The 12,128-nt window shown below is 38.8% G+C and carries 12 protein-coding genes; 11 read left to right on the forward strand and 1 reads right to left on the reverse strand.

Annotation, left to right across the window (positions count from 1 at the left end):
• The first annotated feature begins 70 nt into the window (after nt 1-70).
• From CLIN57ABFB40_RS00530 to CLIN57ABFB40_RS00555, 6 genes are all read left to right on the forward strand, one after another.
• A complete protein-coding gene (locus CLIN57ABFB40_RS00530; RefSeq protein ID WP_254871674.1) occupies nt 71-1,858 on the forward strand; it encodes a tetratricopeptide repeat protein in 1,788 nt (595 codons plus the stop codon).
• Between the two features lie 123 nt (nt 1,859-1,981).
• Entirely contained in the window at nt 1,982-2,389 is a 408-nt protein-coding gene (locus tag CLIN57ABFB40_RS00535; protein WP_175628434.1) for a DUF3244 domain-containing protein, read from the forward strand.
• A gap of 146 nt (nt 2,390-2,535) precedes the next feature.
• Nucleotides 2,536-3,699, forward strand: a complete 1,164-nt coding sequence (locus CLIN57ABFB40_RS00540) for an IS4 family transposase (RefSeq protein WP_175628393.1) — start codon at nt 2,536-2,538, stop codon at nt 3,697-3,699.
• Between the two features lie 106 nt (nt 3,700-3,805).
• On the forward strand, nt 3,806-4,798 hold the full coding sequence (locus CLIN57ABFB40_RS00545; protein WP_175628435.1) for a radical SAM protein: 993 nt from the start codon (nt 3,806-3,808) through the stop codon (nt 4,796-4,798).
• Between the two features lie 4 nt (nt 4,799-4,802).
• Nucleotides 4,803-5,747, forward strand: coding sequence for a hypothetical protein (locus CLIN57ABFB40_RS00550; protein WP_175628436.1), 945 nt, complete (start codon nt 4,803-4,805; stop codon nt 5,745-5,747).
• 118 nt (nt 5,748-5,865) lie between these two features.
• Entirely contained in the window at nt 5,866-6,261 is a 396-nt protein-coding gene (locus tag CLIN57ABFB40_RS00555; RefSeq protein ID WP_159102154.1) for a PH domain-containing protein, read from the forward strand.
• Nucleotides 6,262-6,484: 223 nt separating this feature from the next.
• Here CLIN57ABFB40_RS00555 and CLIN57ABFB40_RS00560 read toward each other — a convergent pair whose 3' ends face one another.
• Nucleotides 6,485-7,210, reverse strand: coding sequence for an RDD family protein (locus CLIN57ABFB40_RS00560; protein ID WP_175628437.1), 726 nt, complete (start codon nt 7,208-7,210; stop codon nt 6,485-6,487).
• A gap of 101 nt (nt 7,211-7,311) precedes the next feature.
• Between CLIN57ABFB40_RS00560 and CLIN57ABFB40_RS00565 the strand changes: the two genes are divergently transcribed.
• From CLIN57ABFB40_RS00565 to CLIN57ABFB40_RS00585, 5 genes are read left to right on the forward strand one after another with little or no spacing between them, the layout of a single operon-like run.
• Nucleotides 7,312-8,274, forward strand: a complete 963-nt coding sequence (locus tag CLIN57ABFB40_RS00565) for a stage II sporulation protein M (protein WP_175628438.1) — start codon at nt 7,312-7,314, stop codon at nt 8,272-8,274.
• Nucleotides 8,255-9,193 carry a hypothetical protein gene (locus CLIN57ABFB40_RS00570; protein WP_175628439.1) on the forward strand — a complete coding sequence of 313 codons (939 nt, stop codon included), beginning with the start codon at nt 8,255-8,257 and terminating at the stop codon, nt 9,191-9,193. The genes CLIN57ABFB40_RS00565 and CLIN57ABFB40_RS00570 overlap by 20 nt, the downstream gene beginning before the upstream one ends.
• A gap of 16 nt (nt 9,194-9,209) precedes the next feature.
• Nucleotides 9,210-9,827, forward strand: coding sequence for a DUF4129 domain-containing protein (locus CLIN57ABFB40_RS00575; RefSeq protein ID WP_175628440.1), 618 nt, complete (start codon nt 9,210-9,212; stop codon nt 9,825-9,827).
• Nucleotides 9,824-11,098, forward strand: coding sequence for a DUF4350 domain-containing protein (locus tag CLIN57ABFB40_RS00580; protein ID WP_175628441.1), 1,275 nt, complete (start codon nt 9,824-9,826; stop codon nt 11,096-11,098). The genes CLIN57ABFB40_RS00575 and CLIN57ABFB40_RS00580 overlap by 4 nt, the downstream gene beginning before the upstream one ends.
• Before the next feature lie 11 nt (nt 11,099-11,109).
• Nucleotides 11,110-12,084 carry an AAA family ATPase gene (locus tag CLIN57ABFB40_RS00585; protein ID WP_175628442.1) on the forward strand — a complete coding sequence of 325 codons (975 nt, stop codon included), beginning with the start codon at nt 11,110-11,112 and terminating at the stop codon, nt 12,082-12,084.
• The last annotated feature ends 44 nt before the right edge of the window (nt 12,085-12,128 follow it).

The following is a 12,128-nucleotide window of genomic DNA, read 5'->3' on the forward strand; positions in this document are numbered from 1 at the left end:
AAAGTCCGAAAGATAATATTCGTTCGGGCTTTTTTTGAATCATTTTGCAACCTTAAATATGACAATACTAATGAAAGCTAGACAAATTTGGTGGGTATTTCTTCTTTTGCTGGTATCCTGCATTTCTACGGTTAATAAGCCTCACCCGTCTCTGTTGCATGCAGATTCTTTGATATGTGCAGGCCGTTCGGATAGTGCTTTGTCGTTGCTAGAGTCTGTGGAATCTTCACTTTTTACGACTGAATTGTCAAGAGCGTGGTATGCTTTGCTATTGACACAAGCCAAAGATAAGAACTATGTGCCTCATACGGATGATTCGTTGATTCGTATAGCGGTTGATTATTTTGATACTACGGATGATATGCTTCAACGGGCTAAGGCGCATTATTATTGGGGACGTGTGTTTCAAGACAAGGAAGAGGTGGAAAATACCGTCCGTGAGTTTCTGACAGTATCGGCGTTGCTGGAGAAAACAGACAATTATGAGTTGAGTATATTGCTAAAAAATAACTTAGGACTTCTGTTTTGGGAACATAGTCTATCCAAAGAAGCTGATTCACTATACAGGCAGTCGGTGGAGTTGGCAGAAGCTCATCACGACACTTTACGTTTGGCTATTGCTCTTGTACATCGTGCGGATATATGTATGGAGAAAGGTAAAGAATATTATGCTGATGCGGATACAATAATGAATCGGGCTTTGAAATTAGTTGATGGAATTGATGATGAGCACGTAAAATCCATTGTGTTTAGCTCTTTAAGTTATCTTTGTGATTATCAGGAACGGCTGCAAGATGTCATTTTCTATGCGCATCAGGGACTTAGATATACCTCGGATAGTTCTGCGAAGAAAGGCTATTATCTTGTTTTGGGAAGTGCATATTCTCGATTGACGAATTATGATTCTGCCACAATTTATCTGAAACGCAGTTTGGATACGGATAGTTATTATACCCGGGCAAGTGCATGTATGAGGTTGTCGGAAGTGGCAGCAGCATTGGGGGATAAAGACAACGCCTTGAAATATGAAACTCTTTATGGCGTATATAAAGATTCCATGAAAATGGTGGAACGGCCTACAGTGGTGGTTTCTTCTCTGAAGAATGTATTGCATGGTCAGTCAGTGAGTCGTTATGAATCTTCTTTAGTTCAATATCGTTATTATTTGTTATTGATTGGAGGGTTGCTGTTAGTCTTTGTTTGTTTTTATTTATATAAACGAAAGCGAAGACATGCGGAGATTGTGAAATTGCAAGCGAAGCATCAAAACTTATATATAAGTATAGAATCTTTGCAGAAGGAATTATTTGAAAAAAAAATCGAAATAGATAATTTGCAGAAACACTATCAGCAACTAAAGACAGGTACAGGTCAAAAAGAACAACAAGAAGGGTGTCTTCAGGAATTATTGGGAGAATATCATCGGATGCAGGAGAATTTGGAGAAACAACTTAATGAAAAAAATGAAGAAGTAATAAAATTAAGACGCTTGAATCTTAAATCCGTTCTGGCTTCATCTCCGGTTTATATAAAACTACTTGAACTCTGTAAACATAACAGACTGAATCCTGATGAAAAGCGAATGTTTTCTTCCGAAGAATGGAATATGTTATTACAAGAAATAGATATTGCATCATTAGGGTTTGTTGAACGCTTGCAAAAGAAATATGAATTTTTGTTAGAAGATGATATTCATTTTTGCTGTCTTGTAAAGTTGGAGTTTAAATATTCGGATATTGCATTCATTTGGGGATGTTTAGATGTAGCTGTATATAAAAGGAGTAACTCTGTTCTGAAAAGAATGGGAGTATCTGCTACTAAAAAGAGTGAGTTGATTAATATACTGAACCGAATTTGACTTGCTAACTTATTTCATAAAGCAATAAATGATGGTTTTAGCTTATGTTAACATAATGCTATAATGAATTTCCGATGCAGAACTTTCATATTTGTGCTGTTAAAACATTAAACAGATAATATTATGAAAAAACTATTATTTTTATTCCTTTTGGGAATACTCCCCTTGAATTTTATAGTAGGTAATGCTGGCTGCTATAGTACACAAAATAATAATGTGCATTTAGTGCATAATCAGAGAACAATAATTCTTAAAGGGAAAAAAGAAAATAAAACATCTCGAACTCTAAAGATTTATCCAGTAGAGGCGTTTCTTGAAAACAAAGTATTGTCTCTCAATTTTCTTTCTGAATTGCCGAGTGTAGTTGTCACTGTTACTAATGTAGAAACAAATAATGTTGTTAGTCAAGATATTTTTACTTCGTATATAGGGACTTTGTCTATAGATTTAAGTACGGAAGAGATGGGAAACTATAAAATAGAGATTGTTGCGGGAGAGTATGAATTAACTGGTGACTTTGTCCTTGAATGAAATTTAGTATTCTCTTATATTCATTAGTGTCCCGTAAAAGTGGATAAATAGTTCTTTGAAATAATTGAAATATAGTCTATTAGATACTACTTTTTAGGCGCGACGATTTGAAATCATACCTTTGAGGTCAATTAAGGTGACCTCAAATGAACCAAGATAAATATGTTTTCGCTCAGTTAGTAGAATTCTTGAACAATGATAAGTTCAGAAGACTTGTAGACAAGTATGATGGCAATCGTTATGTGAAACATTTCACTTGCTGGAGTCAGTTACTTGCAATGATGTTCGGTCAACTCAGTAATCGTGAAAGTCTTCGTGACTTGATTGTAGCTTTGGAAGCACATCAAGGAAAGCGTTATCATTTGGGATTGGGTCGTGAGCCCATTGCCAAAACTACGCTTGCATCTGCCAATCAGAATCGGGATTACAGAATCTTCGAAGATTTTGCTTTCTATATGATGAAGGAAGCATGTGAAAAACGATCGACTCACATCTTGGATATTCCAGGAAGGAAGTATGCGTTTGATTCCACTACAATTCCTTTATGTTTGGCTACATTCCCTTGGGCGAAGTTCCGTAAGAAAAAAGGTGGAGTTAAGGCTCATGTCCTTTATGACATAGAAGCACAACTTCCAGCCTTTTATACAGTAACTACAGCATCCAGGCATGATTCAACAGAAATGTCCGCAATTAATTATGAGCCAAATGCTTATTATATATTTGACAGAGCGTATGACTCGTTTAAAGAACTTTATCGGATTCATCTTACAGGTTCTTTCTTTGTAGTCAGAGCGAAGTCTAATCTGAAATGCAAGTTCTGTAAATGGAAGCGTAGAATGCCGAAAAATATCCTTTCAGATGCGGAAGTGAAACTGATAGGGTACACTTCTGGAAAGAAGTATCCTGAATCATTCAGAGTCATCCGTTTCTATGATGAAGAGGATGATCGTGAATTCACATTCCTGACGAATGCCAAACACATATCTGCACTTGATGTTGCCAATCTTTATAAGAAAAGATGGTTCGTGGAACTTTTCTTCAAATGGCTGAAACAACACCTTAAGATAAAAAGGTTCTGGGGTACTACCGAGAATGCGGTTCGAATACAGATTAGTGTTGCTATCATCACCTATTGTTTAGTAGCTATTGTACAATATGATATGCAACTGAATCGTTCAACTTATGAGGTCTTGCAGATTCTTAGCATCTCATTAACAGATAAAACGCCTTTACAAGAGCTGTTTAATAAGACTAATTTCAATGATGTCAAAGAACAATTTAATCCCCTTATTCCGGGATTATTTGATTAATTAATAACTCGTCCCGATTTTAACGGGACACTAGTGTCTTATATTTAATAAAGAACTTTATCTGTAGTAATGGATATTTGGTAAACTTCTAAAAATGCAACAGAATATGATTAGTAAAATTATTGAACCCAAAACTTTATCGTTGATTACAACAGAAAAGTGTACTGCAGCTTGTCATAATTGTTGTTTTCAGTGTAGCCCGCGATTGAAACAAAGAATGTCATTGGAAGATATGAAATTTCAGATAGATGAAGTGATTAAAGATTTTCCAATGATTTTAGCTTGTGTTTTTACAGGTGGTGAATGTACAACATTGGGAACAGATCTGCATCAAATAATCAATTATGCAGCTATAAATAACCTAAAGTGTAGAATCGTTACTAACGGACACTGGGCTGTATCTGAATCTCGGGCATTATTATTCCTTAAACAACTAAAAGATGCAGGTTTGCATGAATTAAATTTAAGTACGGGTGATGAACATCAGAAATGGATTCCCTATGATCGAATAGTATATGCTTGTCAGGCAGCTGTAAAATTAGAAATGTTTGTGGCTGTTAATATAGAGTCAACTCCTGAAAGCAAGTTTACTTCAGTTTCAATGAAGAGTGATGATAGAATATCCAGAGAAATTATGCTTGGTAAAGTTGTTGTTAAAGATAGTTTGTGGATTGATTTTGATAAAGAGCACCTTGATAGAACTCTAGAAATGAATGATGGTCCATGTATTAATCTTTTTAATACAATTTCGGTTTCTCCTGATGGGCACTTGCAGGCTTGTTGTGGGCTGACTTGTAAAAATAGTATATATCTTGATTTAGGTAGTTATCGGAAACACTCACTAAGACAGTTATATATAGAACAATTTGATGATTTGATGAAATTGTGGCTCTATACACATGGGCCTAAAAAGATATATTCATTCTTATGTGAGAAAAAAGGAGTGGCAAATGAATCATATCGCTATCCACATATTTGTTCAATGTGTCATCATATTCTAGAGAGTAAAGAAAATATGGATATTATTAAGGCTAATATTTCGTCTATCATTCCATCTGTTATGCTAAAATATCAATTTATTAACAATTTAAAAACATGAGTTTATGAGATCAATGAAGACAAAAATCAATTCTCTGACAGCTAAAAGTTTAGCTACGTCTATGCTACTTGCATCATGTACTCCAAATGCTGACTTTGATCAAATAATGGTAGAACAATCTGGTATTAATTCAGAAAAAGATATAACAGACAGTAAAGGTGTATCAATATCTTTATCTTTGAACGAAGAAACTAAACAAGCTTTGCGTGATATTGCCCCTTTGGTACAAGAAATTATTGATAATCCAAAAGTAGCTCAGGAGTTATCAAAAGATCCGGAATCATTTTGTAAACAAAGAGGGTATAATTTTACAATAGATTTAGATGATGCTATCTTTAAGGTAATTGTTGCACTGGGAAATGAGGAAATAAATGAAGCATTGAAGAGTAATGATTTTGAGAGATTTATGCAGTTATGTGCTGATATGAAGTTATTGGAAACAGGGCAAAAAGTAAAACTGAACGTATTGTTTCAAAATGAGGATGAGCAAGAAATCTTTAATGCAATAGCTTATGAACTGAATGGAGAAACTATAGAAACACGTAGTGTTGCTTTTTGGCTTGCCGTGTCGGTAGTTTTAGTAGTAGCTATAATTTTGACTTATACTGTAGGGACGGAAGAGTCGCCTATTGATGATGAAAATGTATCTCTGCAACGGTTGGAGCCTGGTTTGCAAAGCGAGGATAATGTACTCTCAAAAGATCAGATAAATATTTGTACATCAAAAAGAATGCAATCTTTCTTGCATTGTACTGATCCTAATTATTCGGTTTTGGATGTTTGGGCATTGAAAAATATAAATGTGAGTGATTATCAACTTGTATCAGGTTATAAAAGTTTCTTTGTAAATCAACTTGTATCATATTTAAAAGTTAACAAACCGGACATTTTTACGAAATATTCAGAGATGCAAATCTCAGAATTCTTGAAGAAAAATATTATTGTATAATTCAAAAAATGTAAGTAAAATGAGAAGATTTAAGTCATCGTATTCAAAGTCTATGTTGTTAGCAACTTGCTTTCTGCTTATTATATTGTTATTTGCTATATGTATTATAATCAATCAGATGGCGAAATTGCCTATAGATTCACTTAATTTCGTAGGAGTAGGTGTTGCGCTCTGTTTTATTTTAGTAACATTGCTATATTCGTTTTTTTCTCAAATCCGATATGTGTGTGTGACAAAAGAAAATTTGATAATAAAGAAAATGCTAGGGAAGGTTATTATACCTCGTTGTAATATATTGCAAGTTCAACATAAAAAAAGTTTAATGTTTGATGTTAGATTGTGGGGGATTAGTGGATTATTTGGGCATATAGGTATCTTTTGGAATAAAAGTATTGGAAAATATACTGCTTTTGTTAAGGATGGGAGTTCTATGCTTGAAATTAAAACAGAAGGAAAATGTTATGTTGTAAGTTGTGATGATTATGTTCAGATGATAAAACTTCTAAATGATTGATGTTGAGCTTTGTATGTTTGCAAAATAAAATTTGAGAAATTTAAGATAAGGGGTATACCACAGAGCATACCCCTTTTTTGTGCGTTGCTTTTTCTCAAATATTTTATGCCTATGAGAAAAAGTTCTCATTACTATGAGAAAAAATACTCATTGCTATGAGAATTTATTCTCACTGCGGTGAGAATAATCCCTTGCCAGAATAGTCTTAAACAGGGTATTCAGGTTATATTTCTTCCAATGCATAATATTGATAATCGCGAAGTATCGTCTGAAGGAATTTTTCCTGATTACCCTCACGAGGAGTAACGGAAAGTAATTCCTGTACTTTTTGGGCAAGTACCGTGATACGTCTTGCCCGGTCTTTCTCGCCGGATTCCAAAGTCCGGGTAATTACATTCACTTGTTCGAGAGATAAATCAGCCGACTGCGGATATACCGGATGATAATTCTGGGTCAGATAGTCGAATTCATCCAGGCTGACATGTATCTTACGATAGTTTTTCTCTTTAATCACCATAGTACCGGCAGCTAGATCCCCTAATCGTTGATTGTTCTTATTCAGTAAAACGACCAGAAGTCCAAGGCCGCTTGTGATGGGACCATCAATTGGGAAAAGAAGCCACCGTAACAGATAAGAGCCGATGCTTGGAGTAGAACCGTCTACTTTTACGACACGGATGTTGATAAGTTTCTTCCCAAAGCTCTGTCCGTGATTGAACATCTCACAAAGAAAAGAATAACCGAGAATCGGTAAATAAACGACGCACAGAAAAAAGAACCAACTGAATCCTGACGGTAAATTTAATTTGGACAAGAGCGTAGCTGTGGAGAAGATGTAAAGCCCGATCAGAAAATAATCGATGACTAATGCCAGAAATCGCTCGCCGATACTGGCGGGTGTTTGGCTGATACGGACGAATTGCCCGGTGATTATCGTAGATTCTGCCATTTGGGGTTAAACATTTTTGGGATTCCGTTGCAAATATATCATAATTCTCTTACTTTTGTTTCCAGTTTCGGACAAAACTTATCCGGAAACTATTGAAAAGCATGAAAGAAGTTACGTTTATCCGTCGGAACATTGAAAAATGGAAAGAGACTGAGAAGGTGGTGGAGCAGGCTGCAAACCTGTCCCCTGACCAACTTGCCGATGCTTATACGGACTTGACTGCCGATCTGGCGTTTGCCCAGACACATTTTCCGACTTCCCGCATTACGATTTATCTGAATAATCTGGCTTCGGCGTTGCACAACGAAATCTACCGGAATAAACGTGAGAAGTGGACACGGATTATCACCTTTTGGACGCAGGAAGTCCCCCGGACCATGTATGACGCACGCCGGGAATTGTTGACTTCGTTTCTCATTTTTGTAGCCAGTGTGCTGATTGGCGTTTTATCCGCTGCAAATGATCCTGATTTTGTCCGTTTGATTTTGGGGAATGGTTATGTGGACATGACATTGGAGAATATAGCCAATGGCGAACCGATGGCTGTATACGGCGGCTCTTCCGAAGTTCCGATGTTCTTGGGGATTACCCTCAATAACATAATGGTATCTTTCAACTGTTTTGTAATGGGATTATTAACCAGTTTCGGTACGGGATACATGCTTCTTACCAATGGAATTATGATAGGAGCTTTTCAGACTTTCTTTTATCAACACGATTTGCTTTGGGAATCCAGCCTTGCCATTTGGCTGCATGGAACGCTTGAGATTTGGGCGATTATCGTAGCCGGTGCCGCCGGACTGGCTTTGGGCAACGGATGGTTGTTTCCCGGAACATATTCGAGACTGGAATCTTTCCGGAGAGGGGCAAAACGAGGACTGAAAATTGTAATCGGCACTGTTCCCGTATTTATCATGGCAGGTTTTATCGAGGGCTTTCTCACCCGTCACACCGAACTTCCTGATATGTTGAGGCTGGGCGTGATCCTTACTTCTCTGGCATTTATCATTTTCTACTATATTTATTTACCAAATAGAAAAAAACATGGAATTACAGAAACCTAAGATTGCGATGTACGTAAAACGCCCTTTCGGCGAAAAGTTGAACGCTTCTTTTGACTTTATAAAAGAGAATTGGAAACAGTTGTTCAAGTACTCTACTTATTTGGTACTCCCTATCTGTTTGCTTCAGGTCGCAAACTTTAGCGGACTGATGGGAGGTATGACAGACCTTACCGCCATGCAGGCAGCAGGAAGTACGGGTGACAATCCTTTCGCACTTTTGGGACCTGCGTTTGCATTGAACTATGCAGGGATTATTTTCTTTTCATGCTTGGGAGCCTTGTTGCTGACTTCCTTGATTTATGGAATGGTTCGCTTGTACAATGAACGTGAGGAACGTCTGAACGGTATTGTATTCAGTGACATAAAACCGTTGTTGCTTCACAATGTCAAGAGATTGTTTCTCATGGGGGTGGCTATCGGCTTCTTATTCTTGTTTGTCATCATTATAATGGTGTTATTGGCTGTATTGACTCCTTTTACACTGTTGCTCACTTTTCCGTTATTGTTCGCATTCATGATACCTTTGGCGCTGATGGCTCCTATCTATTTGTTTGAAGATATTTCGCTGATGGAGGCGTTTAAGAAGACATTCCGTTTGGGATTTGCTACCTGGGGAGGAATTTTCCTGATTTTGATTGTGATGGGAATCATTGCCAGCGTATTGCAAGGGATTGTCTCTATACCGTGGTATGTCATTTATATCGTGAAAATGGTTTTTGCCATGAGTGACGGTGGTGAAGTCTCTTCGTCCGTCGGACTGAACTTTGCGCAATATCTGTTTTCTATTCTGATGTTGTACGGCTCTTACCTGTCGGCTATATTCAGTATTGTAGGATTGGTATATCAGTACGGTCATGCATCGGAAGTGGTGGACAGCATAACGGTAGAAAGTGATATTGACAACTTTGATAAACTCTAAAATAAATCCGGAATAGATGAATCTAACTTCCCCGGCTGATACATTGGTCTGTGATACGGCGAAGATTGCTCTTTGGCGGTCTGATCCGGCATACGACTATAACCGTGAACTGATTACTCCGGAGCTTAACCTCTTTGAGTGGATTAGTAAGCAGTTCGGGGAACTTCTGCGCAAAATATTCGGCAGCCGTTTCGCGGAAGAGTATTCGGGGCTTATCCTGATATGCATTGCCATTATTCTTCTGCTTCTGATTATCTGGTTCGTTTATAAAAAGCGTCCCGAACTGTTCATGCGTTCGCCTAAGAATGCATTGCCTTATACCGTAGGGGAAGATACGATTTATGGCGTAGATTTTCCGGGAGGAATTGCCGAAGCGCTTTCCCGCCAGGATTATCGGGAAGCGGTACGTTTGCTTTATTTGCAGACATTAAAACAGCTCAGCGATGCGGAACGCATCGACTGGCAACTTTATAAAACGCCTACACAGTATCTGAATGAAGTCCGTTTGCCGGCTTTCCGCCAACTTACCAATCATTTTTTGCGGGTACGTTACGGAAACTTTGAGGCGACGGAAGAACTTTTCCGTACCATGCAGGCGTTGCAGGAAGAAATAGGGAAAGGAGGCATCTCATGAAGGGAAGCCGTTGGTTTATTATCTTTATTGTAGCTTTTCTGCTGGTTATGTTTGCGATAGAGTATCATTTACCGAAAAAGTTTGTGTGGACACCTACTTTCAGCCATTATGATGAGCAGCCGCTCGGTTGTGCGCTGTTCGACAGTCTGCTGTCTTTTTCTTTGCCTAATGGCTATTCCATATCTAAGGAGACGTTCTATCAGATGGAGGGGGATACGACGGACAATGGCAATAAGGGCATACTTGTGATTGCCAACAATTTGTCTATGGTAGAGGCAGACGTGAATGCTCTATTGAAAATGGCGAAACGGGGGAATAAGATTATGCTGGTAAGCAATAACTATCCTAAGTATTTGGAAGATACTTTGCGGTTTTATTGTACATATTCTCATTTTAGTGCGGCTGCTTTCAAGAAGTACGCTTCTTCGATTTTCGGGAAAGACAGTATTTATTGGGTGGCTGATTCAGTCTATTCCCGACAGCTATACCGCTGTTATCCGCAATTCTGTAATTCCTATTTTAGGAATTATGACTCATTGCCGGTACGGAAGTTGACGGAGAAAGATATGTCGGACGCTATCGGTGATGCGTTGGCTGATTCTGATTCTGTGAAAGCGTACAATAACTATCATCCGCTGTTGGCGATGGTTCGTCCGTGGGGGAAAGGGGAAATTATACTCGTCTCTACTCCGTTGTTGTTTACTAATTATGGTGTGTTGGACGGGAATAACGCAAATTATATCTTTCGTTTACTGTCGCAGATGGGGGAACTCCCAATTGTTCGTAGTGAAGGATATATGAAAGCGACAGCACAAGTACAACAGTCGCCTTTCCGTTATCTGCTTGCGCATCAGCCGCTTCGCTGGGCTTTATACCTGACGATGATTACCATCCTGCTCTTCATGATATTTACCGCAAAAAGACGGCAACGGGCTATTCCTGTTGTTCGTGAGCCGGCAAACAAGTCTCTCGAATTTACAGAACTGATAGGTACTCTTTATTTTCAGAAGAAAGACCATGTTGACTTGGTGCGTAAGAAGTTTGCGTATTTGGCAGAAGTGTTGCGAAGAGAAATTCAAGTGGATATTGAAGAAGTAGCGGATGACAAACGCTCTTTCGAGAGGATTGCCCGCAAAACGGGAATGGATACCGAAGATATTGCGAAGTTTATCCATGAAGTCAGACTGGTGCTTTACGGTGGACGCACTATCGACTCTGAACAGATGAAAGTGTTTATTGATAAAATGAATGAAATAATCAATCATATCTAAAGAAGAAATTTATGGAAGAGAATACAGAACAGCGAGTAGATTTAACTCTCTTTTCCGAGAAGATACAAGAGTTGAAAGACCGGATTGCTTCCGTCATTGTCGGACAGGAACAAACGGTGGATTTGGTGCTGACAGCCATTCTGGCTAATGGCCATGTGCTGATAGAAGGTGTGCCGGGAGTGGCAAAGACCTTGTTGGCCCGCTTGACGGCTCGTCTGATTGATGCTGACTTCAGCCGTATCCAGTTTACACCGGACTTGATGCCGAGTGATGTATTGGGTACGACGGTGTTTAATATGAAGACCAATGGCTTTGACTTTCATCAAGGACCGATTTTCGCGGACATTGTATTGGTAGACGAAATCAACCGTGCGCCTGCCAAAACGCAGGCTGCTTTGTTTGAAGTGATGGAAGAACGTCAGATTAGTATTGACGGAACCACGTACCGGATGGGGGAACTTTATACAATTCTTGCTACTCAGAATCCTGTGGAACAGGAAGGTACGTACAAACTTCCCGAAGCGCAACTCGACCGTTTCCTAATGAAGATAACGATGGATTACCCTTCATTGGAAGAGGAAGTGGATATCTTGGAACGTCATCATACCAATGCTACGTTGGTGAAACTGGACAGCATTACGTCTTCCATTACCAAGGAAGAGCTTCTGTCGTTACGTGCTTTCATGAACCGGGTATTTGTAGACCGTACGCTACTCCAGTATATTGCATTGATTGTGCAGCAGACGCGTACCAGTAAGGCTGTGTATCTGGGAGCTTCTCCGCGTGCATCCGTAGCCATGCTGCAATCCTCAAAGGCCTATGCACTCTTGCAGGGACGGGATTTTGTGACGCCGGAAGATATTAAGTTCGTAGCTCCTTACGTACTTCAGCACCGCCTTATCTTGACGGCGGAAGCGGAAATGGAAGGATATTCTCCGGTGAAGGTGACTCAACGCTTGATTGATAAGGTCGAAGTTCCTAAATAATGGACAGTCGATTATCACCTGTCTACGGTCTTTAGTTTTTAATC

Source organism: Bacteroides acidifaciens, from assembly GCF_903181435.1.
Lineage (GTDB): Bacteria > Bacteroidota > Bacteroidia > Bacteroidales > Bacteroidaceae > Bacteroides.

Excerpts from the sequence above, each read along its gene's own strand:
- CLIN57ABFB40_RS00530 (WP_254871674.1), top strand. The coding sequence starts at position 71 with ATGAAAGCTAGACAAATTTGGTGGGTATTTCTTCTTTTGCTGGTATCC.
- CLIN57ABFB40_RS00535 (WP_175628434.1), top strand. The coding sequence starts at position 1,982 with ATGAAAAAACTATTATTTTTATTCCTTTTGGGAATACTCCCCTTGAAT.
- CLIN57ABFB40_RS00540 (WP_175628393.1), top strand. The coding sequence starts at position 2,536 with ATGAACCAAGATAAATATGTTTTCGCTCAGTTAGTAGAATTCTTGAAC.
- CLIN57ABFB40_RS00545 (WP_175628435.1), top strand. The coding sequence starts at position 3,806 with ATGATTAGTAAAATTATTGAACCCAAAACTTTATCGTTGATTACAACA.
- CLIN57ABFB40_RS00550 (WP_175628436.1), top strand. The coding sequence starts at position 4,803 with ATGAGATCAATGAAGACAAAAATCAATTCTCTGACAGCTAAAAGTTTA.
- CLIN57ABFB40_RS00555 (WP_159102154.1), top strand. The coding sequence starts at position 5,866 with ATGGCGAAATTGCCTATAGATTCACTTAATTTCGTAGGAGTAGGTGTT.
- CLIN57ABFB40_RS00560 (WP_175628437.1), bottom strand. The coding sequence starts at position 7,210 with ATGGCAGAATCTACGATAATCACCGGGCAATTCGTCCGTATCAGCCAA.
- CLIN57ABFB40_RS00565 (WP_175628438.1), top strand. The coding sequence starts at position 7,312 with ATGAAAGAAGTTACGTTTATCCGTCGGAACATTGAAAAATGGAAAGAG.
- CLIN57ABFB40_RS00570 (WP_175628439.1), top strand. The coding sequence starts at position 8,255 with ATGGAATTACAGAAACCTAAGATTGCGATGTACGTAAAACGCCCTTTC.
- CLIN57ABFB40_RS00575 (WP_175628440.1), top strand. The coding sequence starts at position 9,210 with ATGAATCTAACTTCCCCGGCTGATACATTGGTCTGTGATACGGCGAAG.
- CLIN57ABFB40_RS00580 (WP_175628441.1), top strand. The coding sequence starts at position 9,824 with ATGAAGGGAAGCCGTTGGTTTATTATCTTTATTGTAGCTTTTCTGCTG.
- CLIN57ABFB40_RS00585 (WP_175628442.1), top strand. The coding sequence starts at position 11,110 with ATGGAAGAGAATACAGAACAGCGAGTAGATTTAACTCTCTTTTCCGAG.